This is a genomic window from Solidesulfovibrio sp. (genome assembly GCF_029978005.1).
Taxonomy (GTDB): Bacteria; Desulfobacterota; Desulfovibrionia; order Desulfovibrionales; family Desulfovibrionaceae; genus Solidesulfovibrio.
Map to the genome: position 1 here is coordinate 1 of NZ_JARKOZ010000057.1, position 19,257 is coordinate 19,257.

At 68.1% G+C, this 19,257-nt stretch carries 17 protein-coding genes; 9 read left to right on the plus strand and 8 right to left on the minus strand.

Translation table 11 applies throughout. The annotated features are described in order from the left end of the window. Positions 1-148 precede the first annotated feature (148 nt). A complete protein-coding gene (locus Q1K70_RS06730; protein WP_366521660.1) occupies positions 149-265 on the plus strand; it encodes an AraC family transcriptional regulator in 117 nt (38 codons plus the stop codon). A gap of 77 nt (positions 266-342) precedes the next feature. Next, complete coding sequence (locus tag Q1K70_RS06735; RefSeq protein WP_300157160.1) at positions 343-1,293, plus strand: DMT family transporter; 951 nt, start codon at positions 343-345, stop codon at positions 1,291-1,293. Between the two features lie 42 nt (positions 1,294-1,335). On the opposite strand, the gene ybeY is transcribed toward Q1K70_RS06735, so the two are convergent. The 5 genes from ybeY to dksA form a co-directional block, all read right to left on the minus strand. After that, positions 1,336-1,770, minus strand: a complete 435-nt coding sequence (gene ybeY / locus Q1K70_RS06740) for an rRNA maturation RNase YbeY (RefSeq protein ID WP_300157162.1) — start codon at positions 1,768-1,770, stop codon at positions 1,336-1,338. Beyond that, positions 1,767-4,079, minus strand: a complete 2,313-nt coding sequence (locus tag Q1K70_RS06745) for an HDIG domain-containing metalloprotein (protein ID WP_300157164.1) — start codon at positions 4,077-4,079, stop codon at positions 1,767-1,769. Before Q1K70_RS06745 ends, ybeY begins: the two co-directional genes overlap by 4 nt. Continuing rightward, positions 4,042-5,028: a PhoH family protein gene (locus tag Q1K70_RS06750; protein ID WP_300157165.1), complete on the minus strand. Its 987-nt coding sequence runs from the start codon at positions 5,026-5,028 to the stop codon at positions 4,042-4,044. Before Q1K70_RS06750 ends, Q1K70_RS06745 begins: the two co-directional genes overlap by 38 nt. Positions 5,029-5,120: 92 nt before the next feature. Next, a complete protein-coding gene (locus Q1K70_RS06755; RefSeq protein ID WP_300157167.1) occupies positions 5,121-6,650 on the minus strand; it encodes an NFACT RNA binding domain-containing protein in 1,530 nt (509 codons plus the stop codon). A gap of 191 nt (positions 6,651-6,841) precedes the next feature. Next, a complete protein-coding gene (dksA, locus tag Q1K70_RS06760; protein WP_300157169.1) occupies positions 6,842-7,204 on the minus strand; it encodes an RNA polymerase-binding protein DksA in 363 nt (120 codons plus the stop codon). A 421-nt stretch (positions 7,205-7,625) separates the two neighbouring features. Between dksA and Q1K70_RS06765 the strand changes: the two genes are divergently transcribed. From Q1K70_RS06765 to Q1K70_RS06785, 5 genes are all read left to right on the plus strand, one after another. After that, positions 7,626-8,186: a GAF domain-containing protein gene (locus tag Q1K70_RS06765; RefSeq protein ID WP_300157171.1), complete on the plus strand. Its 561-nt coding sequence runs from the start codon at positions 7,626-7,628 to the stop codon at positions 8,184-8,186. A gap of 12 nt (positions 8,187-8,198) precedes the next feature. Beyond that, positions 8,199-9,215, plus strand: coding sequence for a type I glyceraldehyde-3-phosphate dehydrogenase (gene gap, locus Q1K70_RS06770; RefSeq protein WP_300157173.1), 1,017 nt, complete (start codon positions 8,199-8,201; stop codon positions 9,213-9,215). Between the two features lie 152 nt (positions 9,216-9,367). Next, the gene (locus tag Q1K70_RS06775; protein ID WP_300157175.1) at positions 9,368-11,272 is read left to right on the plus strand and encodes a cation-translocating P-type ATPase; all 1,905 of its coding nucleotides are present in this window, start codon (positions 9,368-9,370) and stop codon (positions 11,270-11,272) included. A gap of 5 nt (positions 11,273-11,277) precedes the next feature. Then, on the plus strand, positions 11,278-11,727 hold the full coding sequence (locus Q1K70_RS06780; RefSeq protein ID WP_300157177.1) for a MarR family transcriptional regulator: 450 nt from the start codon (positions 11,278-11,280) through the stop codon (positions 11,725-11,727). A 108-nt stretch (positions 11,728-11,835) separates the two neighbouring features. Continuing rightward, positions 11,836-13,056 (plus strand): acyltransferase family protein, encoded by a 1,221-nt coding sequence (locus Q1K70_RS06785; protein ID WP_300157179.1) that lies wholly within the window; start codon positions 11,836-11,838, stop codon positions 13,054-13,056. Between the two features lie 57 nt (positions 13,057-13,113). On the opposite strand, the gene Q1K70_RS06790 is transcribed toward Q1K70_RS06785, so the two are convergent. Together Q1K70_RS06790 and Q1K70_RS06795 are read right to left on the minus strand one after the other, a co-directional pair. After that, entirely contained in the window at positions 13,114-14,787 is a 1,674-nt protein-coding gene (locus Q1K70_RS06790) for an AMP-binding protein (protein ID WP_300157181.1), read from the minus strand. A gap of 15 nt (positions 14,788-14,802) precedes the next feature. After that, positions 14,803-15,381, minus strand: coding sequence for an XRE family transcriptional regulator (locus tag Q1K70_RS06795; protein WP_300157183.1), 579 nt, complete (start codon positions 15,379-15,381; stop codon positions 14,803-14,805). A gap of 205 nt (positions 15,382-15,586) precedes the next feature. Between Q1K70_RS06795 and Q1K70_RS06800 the strand changes: the two genes are divergently transcribed. Together Q1K70_RS06800 and Q1K70_RS06805 are read left to right on the plus strand one after the other, a co-directional pair. Further along, complete coding sequence (locus Q1K70_RS06800) at positions 15,587-16,147, plus strand: cupin domain-containing protein (protein ID WP_300157185.1); 561 nt, start codon at positions 15,587-15,589, stop codon at positions 16,145-16,147. A gap of 103 nt (positions 16,148-16,250) precedes the next feature. Continuing rightward, positions 16,251-17,903 carry an AMP-binding protein gene (locus tag Q1K70_RS06805; protein WP_300157187.1) on the plus strand — a complete coding sequence of 551 codons (1,653 nt, stop codon included), beginning with the start codon at positions 16,251-16,253 and terminating at the stop codon, positions 17,901-17,903. A 67-nt stretch (positions 17,904-17,970) separates the two neighbouring features. On the opposite strand, the gene Q1K70_RS06810 is transcribed toward Q1K70_RS06805, so the two are convergent. Continuing rightward, positions 17,971-19,068 carry a nicotinate phosphoribosyltransferase gene (locus Q1K70_RS06810; protein ID WP_300157189.1) on the minus strand — a complete coding sequence of 366 codons (1,098 nt, stop codon included), beginning with the start codon at positions 19,066-19,068 and terminating at the stop codon, positions 17,971-17,973. Positions 19,069-19,257 lie beyond the last annotated feature (189 nt).

Sequence of the window (19,257 nt, forward strand, 5' to 3'; positions counted from 1 at the left end):
CTCAAAGCAACAACTCGTCGGCCAGATCATGGAGTACATCAAGAACTATAACGAGCTCTGGGCAAAGCCCTTCAAGTGGACCTACACCGGCAAACCGCTGGTCGCTTAAATATGTATTAATTTTGAGGACGCGACACTAGCCACGGACCTGCCCGCCGCCCAGGTGGCCCTCGAGGCCGGCTTCGCCGACCAGAGCCACCTCATACGGGTCTTCACGCCCCTGGTCGGAGCCACGCCCGGCCAGTACCGCCGCTGCCTGCGCTAGGGCAATTTCGTCCAATTCCCGCTCCGGCGAATAGGCCATGGTCCCCTGGCCCGGCCGCGCGGCCGGCGGGAGGCATCGTGCGCAAGACTGATTTCGCGGTGGCGGCCGCGCTGGCCGTGACCCTGTTCGCCTGGGGCCTGTCCTATGTCTGGACCAAGATCGCGCTGGCCGAAATGGGGCCTTTCACCCTGGCCTGCGCGCGCTTTTCCCTGGCCACCGGGCTTTTCGCCCTGGCCTTCGCCGTTTCCGGCCGGCGGCCCAGGCCGCTTTCCCGGGCCGACCACGGTCGGCTGTTCCTGCTTTCCCTGCTGCAGCCGGTGGGGCATTTCGCCTTCGAAACCTGCGGGCTGGTCCTGACTTCGGCCTCGGCCGCCGCCTGCATCGTGGCGGCCATCCCGCTCGCCGTGGTCGGCCTGGACGCGGCCCTGGGGCGCGGCCGGGCCGGCCTGTCAGACCTGGCACGCGTCGCCGCCTCCATGGCCGGGGTGGCCTGCGTGGTCGCGGGCGGCGCGGGGCCGGGACCGGGCGGCGGGAAGCTGGCCGGGGATCTGCTCATGGTGGGGGCGGTGGCGGCCACGGCCGGGTACGTGGTCGCCGGCGGCGCGCTCGCGCGGCGTCTGGACGCCCTGACCGTGACCTTCGTGCAGTTGGCTTGGGGGGCGGTGCTGTTCGCTCCGGCCTGCGCCTTCGAGCTGGCCGGCCGGGGCTGGCCGCAGCTGACCGCAAGCGCGGCGGCGGCGTTGGCGGCGCTCACCGTGCTGGCGAGCTTCGCCGCGTTTGCCTGCTACAACTTCGTGTTGGCCCGTTTGCCCGCCGCCCGGGCCGCCTTGTGGCTCAACGCCGTGCCGGTGGTGACGGCGCTGGCCGCCTGGGCCGCGCTTGGCGAGCGGTTGTCGCCGCTGGAAGCGGCGGGCGGGGTCATGGTCCTGGCGGCCGTGGCCGCGCCGGCGTCCGGCGGGAAAAGCGCCGGCGCGCCTCGCGGCCTCGGAAAAGGGCCGGCCTTTCGCGAGGGCAAGGGAGCAAGGTGACTGTTTTTTTGAAAATACCCGAGGGTTTCCCAGGGGACGACGCTAGCGCGGGTCGGTCGCCGCGCCGGTTGCGGCCACGGCCGCCACCGCCTGTTCGGTGAGTGCCTCCATGACCGGGCCGTGGTCCAGGCCGGCCAGGTGCAGGAAGCCGTGGGCGAGCAGCCGGGTCAGGTGCTCCCGGGGCTCCTGGCCGTAGAGGAAGGCCTCGCGGGCCACGGTGTCCAGGGAGACGGCCATTTCCCCGAAATAGTCCGGCCGGTTGGGGTCGCCGGCCGGAAAGCTCAGCACGTTGGTGGGGCCGGGAAGGCGCAGATGGACGGCGTTGAGCCGGGCCATCTCGGCGTCGCCGACCAGGCGCAGGTCGTAGTCGCCGCCCGAAAGGTCCAGGGCGGCCAGGATGTCCCGGCACAAGGCGGCGACCTCCGGCCGCCGCCAGGGCAGGTCGGGGTGGACCAGCCCCGGGGCCAGGCCGATCATGCGGCGTGTTCCGCCGCGCCCTTGGGCGTGACGGCGCAGGGCGGCTCCTCGCGCGTCTTGCCGTTTTTGGCGTCCGTGGCCTTGGCGCTCGGGTATTCGATGCGCTGGTGAAAGATGCCGGTCAGGATGCGCTGGAAGGTGTCGCTGAGTAAGGTCAGGTCCTTGAGGGTCAGCTGGCAGTCGTCGAGCTCGCCCTCGTCGTGGATCTTGCGCACGATGTTGCCGATGTGCCCTTTGATGCGGCTGGGCGTGGGATCGACCAGGGTGCGGCTGGAGGCTTCGATGGCGTCGGCCAGAAGGATCAGGCCGGCTTCCTTGGTCTGGGGCTTGGGTCCGGGATAGCGGTAATCCTCTTCGCGGATCGGGTCGTCGCCCTTGGACTCGGCCAGTTCCTTGGCCTTGTGGTGGAAGTAGGCGATGAGCGTGGTGCCGTGGTGCTGGCCGATGAGGTCCGTGATCTGCTGGCCCAGGTGGTGTTCCCTGGCCAGTTCCACGCCCTTTTTCACGTGGGCGATGAGGATCAGCGCGCTCATGGACGGCGCCAGCTTGTTGTGGCGGTTCTCCTTGCAGGAGATGTTCTCGATGAAATAGTGGGGGCTCTTGAGCTTGCCGATGTCGTGGTAGAGCGCCGCCACCTTGGCCAAAAGCGGATTGGCCCCGATGGCCCGGGCTCCGGCCTCGACCATGTTGGAGACGATCAGCGAATGGTGGTAGGTGCCCGGGGCCTTGACCATGAGCTCCTGGAGCAGGGGCTGTTCGAGGTTCAAAAGCTCCATGAGGCGGAAGCGCGAGGTGTAGCCGAAGATGAGCTCCATGATGGGCGCGATGCCGACCACGGCCAGAAGCGACAGAAACGACGACAGGCCGACGAAGACCAGGCCCGTGCAGGCCACGGTCGGGTCGCTCAGGTCCATGAGGTTGAGGGAACCCCACATGATGCACAGCGCCGCGAAAAGCGGCAGCACGGAACGCAGCACCTGGGCCCGCGTCTCCGAGCACTTCATGAGGTAGACGTAGATCATGCAGCCGACGAAGTAGTAGCAGAAGATGCCGATGCCGCCGTAGACCATGTTGGCGGCCAGAAACGACAGGATGAGGCTCACGAAGATGCACAGGCGCTTGGAGAAGAAAAGCGCCAGGATGCCCGCCGCGCCGGCGATGGGCAGGCTCACGGCGAAATAGGCCGATCGCGCCGCCTCGGACAGGCCGCCGCCGCCCGGCAGGGTGACCACGTCGGCCACCTTGGCCAGCATGCCGAAAATGAGCAGGATGACGCCGAGGAACACCCAGTCCGTGTCGCGCACGCGCCTTAAGCCCGTGCGGTCCAGGGACAGGGCCAGCACGGCCAGAAACATCAGGCACATGCCGAAAAGCCCGAAGGCCCGCAGCAGGTTGTAGGAGCCCTTGCGGTGGGAGTAGAGGGCTTGCAGCTTCAGCTGCTGGATGGGGCCCACGCGCTCGCCCTGGCGCACGATGATCTCGCCCTTCTTGATGATGTAGTAAAGCGGCTCCACGGCCCGGCTGATCTCGCGCCGGCGGGCCTGCGTGGTCTCCTGGTTGAAGGTCATGTTGGGCGCGAGCAGGGGGTAGACCAGAACGTAGACGGCTTTGCGCAGGCGGAAGGGCTTGTTCATGGAGACCTTGAGCCGGTGCTCCAGGTCGTCTTTGACCTGCTTGAGGTCCTTGACGTCGCGCGTCTCGACCCGCAGCGTCTCCATCATGGAGGGCAGGTCGCGGATGAGGATGCCGTTTTTATACGGCGCGAACAGCGCCGTGGAGGCCACCACGCCGGATTCGTAGTTCTGCTTGAGCCAGGGCAGGACGTCCTTGTCCAGGAGGTCCTTGAATTCGTCCTGGCGCCAGACCTCGATGACGTCGCCGCCGACCTCGGTGTTGAGGTTTTCGGCGATCTGCCAGCGCAGCTTCTCCAGGTCCTCGCCGCCGGCTCCGCGCACGGAGACGACGATGTCCTGGGCGGTCTTGGCCAGAGCCTCGTAGGGCAGGGGACTCACGTCGAAGACCGGGGGCTGGGAGTCGGCCACCTGGTCCCGCTTGCGGGAGGTAGCTTCCACGTCCTCGATCTGGAGGTTCTGGTCGGCGGCCACGTCTTGCGTGGCGATCTCGCCGGCGGTGAAGAGCTTCACCGAATTGTCGAGCCCGAGCCTGGCCACGAAGCTCAGGGCGAAGACGGCGGTCAGGAAGAAGGCGAAGCCGGCCAGACCTCCCGGCACGGCCGGGGCATGCACGGCTTGGCCGGCCTTGGACTGGCCCTTAAACTTCCGTTTGACCCTGTTGACTATCTCGCTCATAGGCCTTGACGATCCTTCCCACAAGGGGATGGCGGATGACGTCCGCGTCGCTGAAGGAAATGAATTCGATGCCGCGCACGTCGCGAAGCACCCGTTTGGCCTCCACCAGTCCGGACACGGACCGGGGCGGCAGGTCTATCTGGGTCACGTCGCCGGTGACCACGGCCTTGGAGGCCAGGCCCAGGCGGGTGAGGAACATCTTCATCTGCTCGGGCGTGGTGTTTTGGGCCTCGTCGAGGATGATCAGCGCGTCGTTTAAGGTGCGGCCGCGCATGAAGGCCAGCGGTGCCACCTCGATCACGCCGTTGTCGAGCATTTCGCGCACCTTGCGGAAGTCGAGCATGTCGTTGAGCGCGTCGTAGAGCGGGCGCAGGTAGGGATTGACCTTCTCCACCATGTCGCCGGGCAGAAAGCCGAGCTTCTCGCCGGCCTCCACGGCCGGCCGGGTGAGGATGAGCCGCTTGACCCGCCGCTCGATCAGGAAATGCACGCCCATGGCCACGGCCAGGTAGGTCTTGCCGGTGCCGGCCGGGCCGACGCCGAAGACCAGATCGTTTTTGCGGATGGCGGCCAGGTAGTCCCGCTGGGTGGCCGTCTTCGGGGCCACGGTCTTTTTCGGGGAGACGGCCAGGGCCTCCTCGCGGTAGACGCGCTGGAGGCTGGCCTCGGGCTCCCTGGCCAGGACGCTGAGCGCCTGTTCCACGTCGGCGGGGTACACGGGCTTGCCCTGACGCAACAGGCCGTAGAGCTGCACCAGCACGTTGGCCACGTGGGAAAGCGTCTCCTCGTCGTCTGCCCGCAGGACCACGGCGTTGCCCCGGGTGTCGAGACGCGCCCCGGACTTGCCGGCGATCAGGGCGAGGTTGTCATTGTGGGGACCGAACAGGTCCCTGGCCAGCTCCGAGTCGTCGAACTCCAGCCGCCGTTCAAGCCCAGGCGTTTCCATCATGGCGTCACAACGCTGTTACGGTCCGAATGCCGCGCATGGCCCGGTTACGCTCCTAATACAACACCGCGACGAGGACAAGCGAATCCGCGACATTACGTGGGCAGGCGCAGGGATTCCAGGCCCGGGTCCACGTCCACGCGCAGGGTTTCGAGCACCGCCTCCACCGCCACCTTGCCGGCCGCCGCTCCCTTGATGCGTCGCACGTCCGCCGCCCGGGCCATCATGACCTCGGCCGAACCCGCGCCCGAGGCGTAGCTGGCCAGGGCCGCCAGGCCCGCCGCCTGGGCGAGGCTCGCGCGCGGCACCTCCCGGCGCGGGTGGTCCCGGCGCAGGATCACGTGGGCTCCCGGCCCGTTCGCCACATGAAACCACAGGTCGAAGGGGTTGGCCTTGCGCAGCAGGCTCTCGCCGGCCTTGGCGTTCTTGCCGCGAAGGACCAGGAAGCCGTCGTCGGTGCGGTAGGCGTTGGCCGCGACGCCCTCGAAGGGGCCCGGCGCGGGGCGGGACGGTTGCGCCGTCGCGGGCGCGCCGCGTTGCCGACCTTGTAAGTATTTTTTCCCGTCTTGCAAGTCCCGTCGCCGCCGGGCGATGGCGGCCAGGCCCCGTTCGCCCTTGGCCGCCAAATCATAGAGCTTTTGCATATTCCGGACCACGGTGAGCGACGGGTCCAGGGCGATCTCTGTCGGCAGGCCGTCAGGCCCCGGCAAGGAAAGGTGAGCAATCTTGGCCTGTTTGTTCAAGGCATGCAAGTTGGCCGCCAGGATGTCGGCCTGGGCCTTGCGGGCAAGAAAGGCCCGCATGCGGGCTTCGTCCGCGGCAAGTTTTTCCAGGGCCCGGGACAGGCGTCTTGTGGCCGCCGCGTCGGCCGCGGCCTGGGGGGCGCTCTGGCGGCCGGAGACCTCGCCGAAGGCCAGCGGCTCGCCGAAGGCGGCGGCCGCGGCCAGGGCGCTGCCGAAAGCCCGCGTCTCCCGGCCGGGCCTGTCCTTGCCCGGCCAGCGCACCGGCCACAGGGCGTCGGGTTCGCCCTTGGCCAATTCCAGGAAGAACCCTTCGGCCTCGGGCGCGAGGAGTCGGGCGTAGACCGCCTCGGCCTCGCCCCGGGGCAGGCCGGCCAGGCGGCGGCGCAGGGCCGGGGAAAGCTGGGGGTGCTCCCGCCAGATTTCGGGCTCGGCCAGGACCCGGGCCAGGGGCGGCCAGCCGGGATCGTCCGGGCAGGGCGGCGGCGGGGCGTCGCACAGTTCGGGAAAGGAGCGGGGGTCCAGGCGCAGGCAGGGGCCTTCGCCGGCCATGACCAGGGTCAGGCGGCGGTGCGGCCAGTCGGCCAGGACCCCGGCCACGCGCCGGCCGCGCAGGTGCTTGCGCAGGCGCATGGCCGCCGCCGGCGCGCGTTCGGGCTGGACGGTCTTTTGCGGCGAGAGGAAGAGGAAGAAGCGGCCCGTGCCGTAGCGGGCGTGCAGGTAGACGGTTTTTTTGCCCTCGCCGCCCGGGATTTCCCGCCCGGCGGGCAGGTACAGGGCCATGGAGAAGACGTTTTGGGCGGGCAGGAAGATTTTCTCCACCCGGCAGCCGGGGAGCAGCGCGGCCAGTTCCCGGGCCAGGAATCGGAAGAAGACGGCTTCCATGGAAAGGGGGCCTCGGGCTCAGCGCGGCGCGGCGGCCTTGGGGCGCAGGGGGGAGGGGGCTGGCTCCCCATGGGGGTTCGCCGCCTGGGCGAAGCGGGGCATGGAACGGTTTTCTTCCCGGAAAAACAACGACATGTCTTTCGAGGCAGGCGCGACCCGGACGCGGGCGGGCGCAGGCGAAGCGGGCGCGGCTATTCCCCGCGCAGGTTCTCGTCGGCTTCCTGACGGCTTTTGCATTTGATGCACAGGGTGGTGACGGGTCGGGCCTTGAGGCGGGCCACGCTGATGTCCTCGCCGCATTCCAGGCATTCGCCGTAGGTGCCTTCGTCGATGCGCTCGAGCGCTTCCTTGATCTTCTTGATCAGCCGGCGTTCGCGGTCGCGCAGGCGCAGGGTGAAGGCCCGGTCGGATTCGGCCGTGGCCCGGTCGGCGGGGTCGGCGTACACCTCGACGGTGTCGGTCATGTCCTCGATGGTCTCCTCGCCCTTCTTGAGGATGTCCTGAAGCATGTTGTTGAGAAGCTCGCGGAAGTATTCGACGTCCTTGGGGTCCATGCAGCCCTCCTCGTCCTTTTTGCTCACCGCTCCGGCTTGGAAATTGAGTCCTCTACTGCAATCCCGGCCGAAGGTAAAGGGGGGGCGGGGCCAAGGCGCGTCTTGCGCGCCTTGCCAAGGGACGGCGGCAAATGTAGACAATGCTGGCGGACCCGTTGCCGTCCGGAAGCCCCGGGAAAGAGACCGACCCCGGCCGAACGGGGAGGGCGGCGCGGCGCAGGGGAAACGCGACCGATTGCGTCCGGCTCTGGCCGTGGCGTCACGTTTCCCTGTTCATTCGCGTCTTTTCATTTCATGCAAAAGACGTATGCTGCCATCGGTTCGCCATCATGCGCACGCCCAACTGCGGCATCATCGCGCCTCCCGGTTCACGGATCGACCGCCGGGCCGGGCGCGCAACCATCCCCTTCAGGAGGGAATCATGAGCGAAAAGGAATGCGCCTATTACCGCACCCTGTATGAAGTGGCCAAAGGCATCAATTCCAGCCTGGAGCCCGTCACCGTGCTCCACGCCATCGTGGAGCAGGTGGCCAAGGCCCTGGACGCCAAGGCCTGCTCCATCCGCCTGCTCGACCGCAAAGGCCAGACCCTGCTCGCCAGCACGTCCTATGGCCTGAGCAAGGGCTACCTGCGCAAGGGCCCGGTCGAGGTGGCCAAGAGCCGCATCGACCAGGAGACCCTGACCGGCGCGGTGGTCCAGATCAAGGACGCCAGCGACGATCCCCGCTTCCAGTACCCGGAAGCGGCCAAGGAAGAAGGCATCGCCTCGGTCATGGCCCTGCCGCTGACCGTGGAGGGCAAGGCCATCGGCGTGCTGCGTCTGTACTGCGGCAACGTGCGCGAGTTCGACCAGAGCGAGATCGACTTCGCCACGGTCATCGCCAACTTGAGCGCCATCGCCATCGAGAACGCCCGGCTGCACCAGGCCCTCAAGACCGACTACGAACTTCTCACGGCCTACGACTACACCATGCACGAGTAGGAGAGCAGGCACATGACCAAACTTCGCATCGCCATCAACGGTTTCGGCCGCATCGGCCGCCAGGTCCTCAAGGCCATGCTCGAGCACCACGCCGACCACATGGAAGTCGTGGCCATCAACGACCTCTTCGACGTGGCCACCAACGCCCACCTGCTCAGCTACGACACCAACTACGGCAAGCTGCCCGTGGCCGCCTCGGTCGACGGCGACGTCATGGTGGTCGGCGACTGGAAGATCAAGAATTTCGCCGAACGCGACCCCCACGGCCTGCCCTGGGGCGAGTACGGCGTGGACGTGGTCATCGAATCCACCGGCATCTTCCGCACCGGCCCCAAATGCCAGGCCCACATCGAGGCTGGGGCGAAAAAGGTCATCATCACGGCTCCGGCCAAGGAAGAGGACCTGACCGTGGTGCTCGGCGTCAACCAGGACAGCTACGACCCGGCCAAGCACCACGTGCTGTCCAACGCCTCCTGCACCACCAACTGCCTGGCTCCGGTGGCCAAGGTGATCCACGACCAGTTCGGCATCGTCAAGGGCGTGATGACCACCATCCACTCCTACACCAACGACCAGCGCATCCTGGACCTGCCCCACAAGGACCTGCGCCGGGCCCGGGCCGCGGCCTGCAACATGATCCCGACCTCGACCGGCGCGGCGCAAGCCGTGGCCCTGGTCATCCCGGACCTCAAGGGCAAGTTCTCGGGCCTTTCCGTGCGCGTGCCCACCCCGACCGTCTCCCTGGTCGACTTCGTGGTCCAGATCGCCAAGCCCACCACCACCGAGGAGCTGCGGGCGAGGCTCAAGGAAGCCGCCGAAGGGCCGCTTGCGGGCATCCTGGCCTTTTGCGAAAAGCAGCTCGTGTCCATGGACTTCAAGGGCGACGCCCACTCGAGCATCGTGGACGCCGAGTACACCACGGTGCAGGGCGGCGACATGGTCAAGGTGCTGTCCTGGTACGACAACGAATGGGGCTACTCCTGCCGGGTGGCCGACCTCGTCGACTTCATGGCCAAAAAAGGCCTGTAAGCGACGATCCGACGCGATCACGGCGCGGGAGGGCGAACGCCTTCCCGCGCTTTTTTTGTTCCGGCGAGGTAGCTTGTCGATCAAATAGTTTGACTATCAAAAAATAATCTCCTAGAGATTCTTCGTCCTCAAGATTCTTCCAAGGAGCAGCCATGATCGGTCGTTTTTCCAGCCTCGGGGCCTACAAGGGCCTGTTCGCCTTCAAGGAGCTGGCCCTGTGCCTGGCCGGCGGCGTCCTGGCCCTGGCCGCCTACCTCGTTCGCCCGGAAACCGGGCCGGTCTGGCCCTCGGTCCTGCTCGGCCTGCTGTCCGTGGCCATAAACGGCCTGCCCATCGTGATCGGCGCGGTCAGGGGCGTCATGGAGCGCCGGGTCAACGTGGACGAACTGGTGAGCCTGGCCATCCTCGCCTCCCTGGCCCAGGGCGAGGTGCTGACCGCCGCCGTGGTGAGCTGCATCATGACGCTCGGGGCCCTGGTCGAGGAGGCCGTCAGCGACGGGGCGCGCCGCTCCATCGAGGCCCTGGCCGCGCTCACCCCGCAGGAGGCCACGGTCCTGGACGCAAACGGCGGGGAGCGCCTCGTTTCGGTTGCCGCCATCAAGGTCGGCGACGTGGTGCTGGTGCGCCCGGGCGAGCGCATTCCCGTGGACGCGGAGATCGTCTCGGGAACCACCGCCGTGGACGAATCGGCCCTGACCGGCGAGTCGCTACCCCGGGAGCGCCGCCCCGGCGACGCGATCCTGGCCGGCACCCTCAACTACACCGGCCGGGTGGAGGCCAGGGCGGTCAAGGTGGGCGAGGACTCGACCTTCGGCAAGGTGGTCAGGCTCGTGGTCGCGGCCGAGGCCGGCAAGCCCCGGGCGGCGCGGGTCGTGGACCGCTGGGCCACCTGGTTCACGCCCACGGTCCTGACCCTGGCCGGGCTGGCCTGGCTTTTCACCGGCGACCTGGACCGGGCCGTGGCCGTGCTGGTGGCCGGCTGCCCGTGCGCGCTGATCATGGCCGGGCCCACGGCCACGGTGGCCGCCGTGGGCCTGGCCGCCCGGCGCGGCATCCTGGTCAAGGGCGGGCAGTACCTGGAGGAGGCGGCCCGGGCCGACGCCGTGCTCTTCGACAAGACCGGCACCCTGACGCTGGGCCGGCCGGCCGTGACCACGGTCGTGGCTGTGGAGGGCGAGAGCGAGGACGGCGTCATCGGCTGCGCCGCCTGCCTGGAAAAGGACTGCAACCACCCCCTGGCCGCGGCCATCGTGGAGCGGGCCAGGCGCGCCGGCGTGCCCGTGGTCGCGCCCGACGCCATGGCCACCGTGGTGGGTCTTGGCGTGCGCGGCACGGTGGCCGGCGAGGCCGTGGAGGTCGGCAGCCCGGAGATGACGGGCGGCGAGGAGGCCTTGCCCGAGGCGTTGCGTGCCTGCCTGGCGGACATTCGGGAGCGGGGGGCCACGGCGCTGGTGGTGCGCCGGGCCGGCAAGGTCGTGGGTGTGGTGGGCGTGGCCGACAAGGCCAGGGAGACGGCGTCGCTGGCCGTGGATTCCCTGCGCCAGCTCGGCATGGGCGTGGTCGGCATCCTCTCCGGCGACCACGCCAAGGCCGCCCGCGCCCTGGGAAAGAGCGTGGGCATCGCCGACGTCTGGGCCGAGCTCAAGCCCGAGGGCAAGCTCGAGGTGCTCTCGCGCCTCCAGGAGCAGGGCCGCCGGGTGCTGTTCGTCGGCGACGGCGTCAACGACGCCCCGGCCCTGGCCCGGGCCAACGTGGGCGTGGCCATGGGCGCGGTGGGTTCCGACGTGGCCCTGGAGACCGCCGACGTCGCCCTGGTCAACGACGACATCGGCCGCCTGCCCTTTCTGGTCCACCTCGGCCGGCGCATGGTCGGGATGATCCACTTCAACATCGGCCTCGGGCTTTTCTTCAACGCCGTGGCCATCTGCGGCGGGGCCTGGGGATTGCTTCCGCCCGTGGCCGCCGCCGTGTTCCACAACGTGGGCTCCGTCGTGGTGGTGCTCTCCTCGGCCAGCCTGGCCTTCACCTCTCAGCCGGCCCTCGAGGCCAGGAGCTGATCGCCATGGAAACGCCGGACAAGCCCGATTCGCCCCAGACGCCCGAGGCGGCGGGGCTCACGCGCCTGCTCATCGAGTTCTACGAGAAGTTCTCCTCCTGGGAGCACGGGGTGGTGCGCGAAAGCGGCCTGACCCTGCCGCAGATGCACACCCTGGAGATCCTCGGGGCCGACGGCGATCTGCGCATGACCGAGCTGGCCGCCCGCATGGGCGTGACCACCGGCTCGCTCACCGTGCTGGTGGATAGGCTGGAGCGGGGCGGCTACGTGTCGCGAAAGCCCCACGAGACCGACCGCCGCTCCATTCGCGTGGGCCTGACCGGCGAGGGTGCGCGGCTTTTCGCCGAGCACCATGCCCTGCACGAGCGGCTCACCCAGGAACTCCTGTGCGCCCTGTCGCCCGAGGAGGCCGGCCAGTTCGCGGGGCTGCTCGCCCGCCTGACCGCCTGCCTTTGACCCGGCGGCCTGATTCCCCGGAAGCCGCCACCTTGACCGGACGGGCCGCTTCCGGGGGGCGCGGCCCGTCTGGTCAAGGCCGGCCCGTCGTGCTACCCGTTGCCGGCCATGGCAAGCCATCCCCCAGCCCCGGCCGTGTCCGACCGCTTCGCCTTCGACCGGCGCGTGAGCGTGGCCATCTCCGCCGCCCGCCTCGTGCTCATGGCCGGCATCGTGACCGGCCACGCCATGCTCGTCGGCGACTTCTTCGGCCTCTACGCCCCGGGTCTCCCTTATCCCGCCGGCACAGGGGGCTTTGCCGCCTTTAGGGCCGCCCTGGCCGGGCAGGGCGGCCTTTTCGACCGCCTGGCCTTCGCCGGCGGTCTGACCTTCTGGTCGCTCAACTTCTCGTTCTACGCCCTGAGCGGCTTTTCCCTGTGGTACGCCGTGCGCCGGCGCGGCGTCTTCGACCTGCGCGACTACTTCTTCGGCCGCTTCTTCGGCATCTACCTGGGCTTCGCCGTGGCCGCCCTGGCGGCCTTCGCCGTGGCGGTCGGCGTGCTCGGCCACAAGCCCGGGGAGCACGACCTCAACTTCCTGCTCCTCGGCGTGGCCCGGGCCAGGGAGACCATGGCCTACAACGACACGCTGTGGTTTCTCACCGTGCTCTTCGTCCTCTACCTGGTCTTTCCGGCCGTCCCGGCCCTGTACCGCCGGCTGCGCCTGCCCGGCCTCGTCGCCCTGCTGGCCCTTTTCACCTGGCTGCGCCTCACGGGAACGCTGGCCGGCCTGAGCTTTTTGCCCACGGCCTTCTCCTTCTTTCTCCTGGGCATCGTCGCCGCCGACGCGCTCCACGCCCTGGGCGGGAGGCTTCGCGGCCGGGCCGGGGCCTGGATCCTCGGGCTTGCGGCCGCGGCCACGGCGGCCGCCTGCGCCGTGCGCCTCCACGGCCTGGCCTACGCCGACGTCCTGGCCGCCGGCAACGTGACCTACGACACCCACGCCCTGGGCACGGCCTCCTTCTTCCTCATCCTGGCCCTGGGGCTGCTCGCCCCGGACGGGCGGCGCTACGGCGCGGCCCTGCGCACGGCGGCCCGGGGCACCTTCGCCGTGTACGTCTACCACTACCTGCTCTTCCAGCTCTACAAGCACGCCCCGGCCTTTCACGAGGCGGTCCTCGCCGTCACGGCCAGGCTGCCGGAATTCGTCCGGGACCATTTCCTGGCCGGGGCGCTCCTGCTCTACGGCGTGCTGCTGGCCGGCGGCGTCCTTTATCAGCTGGCCTTCGACCGCCTGCTCGCCGGCCCTTTGCGCCGGCTCTTCGAGAACCCCATCGCCCTGGAAAAATGAAAGCGCCGCCGGGACCTCTCCCGGCGGCGCTTGTCGACGGTCGCGTCTGCCGCGCGATCAGCGCATGGCTTCGGGAAACAGCTTGGCCGCCAGCTCCCGCAGCTTGTACTTCTGCACCTTGCCGCTGGTGGTCAGCGGAAACTCCTCCACGAAGGCGATGTATTTCGGGATCTTGTGCCAGGCGATCTGTCCCCGGCAGAAGTCCTTCACCTCCTCGGCCTCCATGGTCACGTCCTTTTTCAGGATGACGAACGCGCCCACTTCCTCGCCGTACTTGCGGCTCGGCACGCCGGCCACCTGCACGTCGGCGATGCCGGGCATGGTGTAGAGGTATTCCTCGATCTCCCGGGGATAGATGTTCTCGCCGCCCCGGATGATCATGTCCTTGATGCGGCCGGTGATGGTCACGTAGCCGTATTCGTCCATGACGCCGAGGTCGCCGGAATGGAGCCAGCCGTCGGCGTCGATGCACTTGGCCGTGGCCTCGGGGTTGTTGTAGTAGCCCTTCATGGAGTTGTAGCCCCGGCAGCACAGTTCCCCCTGCTTGCCGCGCGCAACCTCCACGCCCGTTTCCGGGTCGGCCACCTTGACCTCGACGTGGGGGAAGGCCCGGCCCACGCCCTCGACCCGGTAGTGGAAGGGGTCGGTCACGTCGGTCTGGGTCATGCCGGGCGAGCTTTCGGTGAGGCCGTACACGCTCGTGATCTCTTTCATGTACATCTTCTCGGTCACCTGGCGCATGGTCTGGATGGGACAGACCGCGCCGGCCATGATGCCGGTGCGAAGCGACGAGAAGTCGAACTTCGGGAAGAGCTTGTGCTCGAGCATGGCGATGAACATGGTGGGCACGCCGTAGATGGCCGTGCATTTTTCCTGTTCGATGCTCATCATGGAATGCACCGGGTTGAAGACCTCGGTGAAGACCATGGTCGTGCCGTGGTTGACGCAGGCCATGACCGCGAGCACGCAGCCGAAGCAGTGGAACAGCGGCACCTGGATGCACAGCTTGTCCTTGTTCGTGAAGCGCTGGCGCTGGCCGATGGAGTAGCCGTTGTTGAGGATGTTGTGGTGGCTGAGCATGACCCCTTTGGGGAAGCCGGTGGTCCCCGAGGTGTACTGCATGTTCACCACGTCGTGGCAGGTGAAGGTGGCCTGCCGGGCGCGCAGCTCCTCGTCCGTGACGGTGCGGGCCAGGCCCATGATCTCGGGGATGGAGTACATGCCCCGGTGCTTTTCGACGCCGAGGAAACATACGCGCTTGAGGTGCGGGAAGGTTTCGCTGCGCACCGCCCCGCGCTGCATGGTGCGCAGTTCCGGGGCCAGGCCGTAGAGGATCTCGATGTAGTCCGAATCGCGGAAGCCATTGATGATGAAGATGTTCTCCGCTTCGGAGTTGGTCATCAGGTACTTGAGCTCGTTGCGCTTGTAGGCGGTGTTGACCGTGAGCAGCACCGCGCCCATCTTGGCCGTGGCGAACATCATCGCCACCCAGAACGGGACGTTGGTGGCCCAGACCGCCACCTTCTCGCCTTTTTCGATGCCAAGGGCCATGAGCCCCTTGGCCAGCTCGTCGGTCAGCTCGTCGAACTGCCGCCAGGTGAGCCGGTAGTCCCGGTCCACGTAGACCACCGCGTCCTGGTCCGGGTATTTGAGGGCCGTCTGGTGGAGCAGTTCGCCGAGGGTCAGGTCGAAAAGCGGCGGCTGGTGCAAGGGAGGAGGCACGAAGGTCATGGGCGTCTCCTTGGCTTACTGCGGGATGTAGAGCACGGCGTAGATGTCGGTCTTGGGCGCGTCGCCGCAGCCGACGTAGTGGGGCACCACGGAATTGTAGTAGATGGAGTCCCCGGGGCCGAGGATGTGGCGGTCGTTGCCCACCACGACCTCGAGTTCGCCGGACATGACCACGATGAACTCCTCGCCCTCGTGGGAGGACAGGGGCTTTTCGGCGCAGGGGGCGTCGTCGGGGTAGACCTCGATGAAAAAGGGCTCCATGTGGCGGTCGGTCTTGGCCTTGCCTAGGGAGTGGTAGCGGAAGGAGGCGCGCTTGCCCCGGGCCTTGCGCAGGACCGTGTCCTCCTCGGTCAGGTCCGACCGGCAGGTCATGCACAGGTCGCCGTCCACGTTGTCGTCCATGAAGGTGCCAAGCCGCTGCCCGAGCGCCAGGGCGATCTTGAGCAGGGGCCCGAGCGACGGGGTGACGTCCTCTTCCTCCAGGGCGGTCAGGAATTCCACGGACAGGCCGGTGCGGCGGGACAGTTCCTCCCGGGACATCTCCTGGCCTTCGCGATACGTGCGGATGCGATCACCAAGCTTCTTGTCGCTCATGGTACCCTCGTTGGTAAGGATATGGTGGGCTGGGGCGGGAAGTCGGCACGGCCCCGCGAGTCGATTTCCATACCGCAATGCGCGGCGAAATTCCAGCCGTTTTTGCGACTCCGAAGCCGGGGAAAGAAATTGACAAGCCCCCGGGTCGTGCGAAAAGACGGGGAAACGCGTTCGCAACCCTAACATCGCAGGCGAGGGGAACTGTATGAGCAAGGAGATCGGACCGGTGCGGGAGATCGCCATGCGGCTTCGCGGCATCCGCGAGGTGGCGGGCTTTTCCCTGGAGGAGCTGGCCGAAGCCACGGGCGTCACGGCGGACCAGGTCCTTTTGTACGAGACCGGCGAGGAGGAGATTCCCGTCAGCTACCTCTACGAGGTGGCCAAGGCGGCGGGCGTGGACCTCACGGCGCTGTTGACCGGCGGCGAGGCCCATCTGCACGCCTACTCCCTGGTGCGCGACGGCCACGGCCTGTCCGTGGACCGCCGCAAGGCCTACAAGTACCAGTCGCTGGCCTACCGGTTCCACAAGCCGGCCATGGAGCCGTTCCTGGTCACGGTGCCGCCCAAGCAGGAATCCGAGATGGAGTTCAACCGGCACCTGGGCGAGGAGTTCATCTACATGCTGCGCGGCCGCATGGAGGTGCGCCTGGGCGACGACGTCCTGACCCTCGAACCCCACGACTCCCTCTATATCTCTTCGCGCACGCCCCACGCCATGCGCGGGCTCGACGACGCCGAGGCCGAGTTCCTCGACGTGATTATCTAGCCGGGCGTCGCCTTCCCAAGGCGGCGCCGGGCCAGCGCGGACCCAGGCCGGAGCGCTTCGACGAGATAGACAAACAACCGTTTTGCCACGGGAGCCCAAGACCATGCCTGTCGCCAAACTGCGACCCGAGACCTATAAAGAGTTGCTGGAGACCGTTTCCGTCTCCGTGCCCGAGAACTACAATTTCGCCTTCGACTTCCTCGACGCCGAGGCCGCCGCGGACCCGACCCGGCCGGCCATGATCCATATCGGTCCGGACGGGACCCGCCGGGACTTCGACCTGGCCTTTTTCAGCAAGGAATCTGCCCGTTTGGCCAATGCCTTCAAGGAGGCGGGGCTTAAAAAGGGCGACCGCGTCATGGTCATCCTCTACCGCCGCGTGGAGTGGTGGGTGACCATGCTCGCCCTGCACAAGCTCGGAGCCGTGCCCGTGCCCTCGCCGAACCTGCTCACCCCCCACGACATCGATTTCCGGGTCAACTACGCCGGCATCAAGGCCATCATCGCCGAGGACTCCGTGGTCTCGCGCGTGGAGGCCGCCCGGCCCACCTGCCCGACGCTGCAGATTCTCATCCACGTAGGCGAGGCCGCCATGCCCGCCGGCTGGCTCGACTACGAGGCCATCCGCGCCGCCGCCTCCGACGTTTTCCCCCGCGCCTGCGACGCCCCGGGCGGCGACGACACCCTGCTCATCTTCTTCTCCTCGGGCACCACCGGCATGCCCAAGATGGTGGAGCACACCCACGGCTACGCCCTGGGCCACCTGGCCACGGGGGTGTACTGGCACAACCTGGAGCCCGGCGACGTGCACCTGACGGTCGCCGACACCGGCTGGGGCAAGGCCGTGTGGGGCAAGTTCTACGGCCAGTGGATGGCCGGGGCCACGGTCTTCACCTGGGACTTCCGGGGCAAGTTCCATCCGGCGGAACTGCTCGAGGTCATGAGCAAGCACAAGGTCACGACCTTTTGCGCCCCGCCGACCGTCTACCGCTTCCTCGTGCGCGAGGACCTGTCCAGGTACGACCTGTCGGCCCTGCGCTACTGCACCACCGCCGGCGAGCTTTTAAACGACGGCGTGTTCAAGGCCTGGAAGGAGATCACCGGGCTGCCCATCTACGAAGGCTACGGCCAGACCGAGACCTGCCTGCAGATCGCCACCTTCCCCTGCATGACGCCCAAGCCCGGCTCCATCGGCCGGCCGGCCCCGGGCTGGAACGTGACCGTGCTCGACGAGGAGGGCAAGGTGTGCCCGCCCGGCGTCGAAGGCGAGATCTGCCTCAAGCTCGAAGACGGCAAGAACGTGGGGCTCTTCGCCGGCTACCTGCTGGAGCCGGCCAAGACCGCCTCGGTCATGGTCGACGGCTACTACCACACCGGCGACAAGGCCTGGATGGACGAGGACGGCTATTTCTGGTTCCTCGGCCGCACCGACGACCTCATCAAGTCCAGCGGCTACCGCATCGGGCCCTTCGAGGTGGAAAGCGCGCTCATCACCCACAAGGCCGTGGTCGAGGCGGCCGTGACCGGCGTGCCCGATCCCGTGCGCGGCCAGGCCGTCAAGGCGACGGTGGTCCTGGCCGCGGGCTTCGAGCCCTCCGAGGAGCTGGTCAAGGAGCTGCAAGCCCACGTGAAAAAGGAAACCGCGCCCTACAAATACCCGCGCATCATCGACTTCGTCGCCGAACTGCCCAAGACCATCAGCGGCAAGATCAAACGCGCCGAGATCCGCGCCCGGGACGCGAGTCGGGAGATATAGGAAGGGAAGAGAAGAAGCCTCCGGCGGCCAGGAGGGGCAGTGCCCCTCCTGGACCTCCCCGCAGGGGTCAAATGAAGCGGATGAGGCGGGGGTTGGGGCGGTAGGCCCGGCCGGTCTTGGCCAGGTCCGCGCCGTCCACACGCACGATGTCCGCCGTGGCCGCGTAGGAGCGGAACAGGCCGCCGATGCCGAGCGAGAGGAACAGGCGGCCGTGCTCCTTTTCGGCCTCGACGAAGGCTCTGATTTTTTCCGGATTGCCGAAGCCGCTCGACAGCACGATGCCGACGTGGCCGAACCCGGCGGCGTCGAGCGCCCGGCGCACGGCCAGCGTGCCGGCCACGGTCACGCCCGGGCCGGTGACGTGGGGCCGGCCGTCGAAGGTCGCGCCGCCCTGGCCGACGAGCTCCCCAGCCGTGTCCAGGCGCACGGCGGCCAGCCGCTCCCCCAGCGCCCGGGCCGTGTCCAGGGCGTCGTCGATCTCCCGGTTGAACGTGTCCACCAGCGCCACCCTGGGGCAGGCCGCCTCGATGTGGCGGTCGAAGGCCAGGGCCGCCTCGCGTGTGGCCTGCTCCCGGCCGTATTTCCCGGCCATGGCCAGGACCAAGGCGTGGGGAATGGTGCCCACGCCGCCGGCCAGCCCGGCCGCGCGCGCCCCGGCGTCCGTGGCGCAGGCGTCGAACCCGCCCGCCACCGCCGCCCGGCAAAAGTCCTCCTCGCAACGGGGATGCCAGTGCCTGGCCCCGAAATACATGAGCTGCCTGTCCGGAACCAGGGCGCGGATGGCCGCCGCCCGGGCCTCCACCTCCCCGGGCGTGGGCTCGGGCAGGCCGTTGGCCAGCGACGTGGCGGCGCTTAACATGCCGAGATAGAGCGTCTCGTGCTCGATGAAGCCCGTCAGTCGCCCCTCGATGTGCATGACCGGTTCCAAGGGCGCGTAGGCCGCGCCCTCGGGCAGGGCGAACAGCGCGCCGCCGGTTTCGGCCAGCTCCGAAGTCTCGCGCAGCAGGGCCACGACCTCGTCGATGCCGGCGAACACGCCCGGGCCGTCGCGGAAAAACACCTGCATGGTCACGACGGGATCGATCCCCTCGGCGTCGAGAATCCGCCGGGAGCGCAGGAAATACTTGTCCACATGGGAACGCAGGGCGTCGGGAAGCGTCGGCATGGGGCGTTGGTATCACCCGTCGGCGCGGCTCACAAGGCGTGACCGCGTCCTTTCGCGGTCGGAAAATCATTCCCCCGGCGGTGGCTGACAGTAGACTGAAAGGACGCCCCGCCACTTGTCCGGACGGCGATGAACCCGCTCTTCCCTACGGCGTTTCGCCGCCGGCGTCCGTGGGGGGGGGGGGGGGGG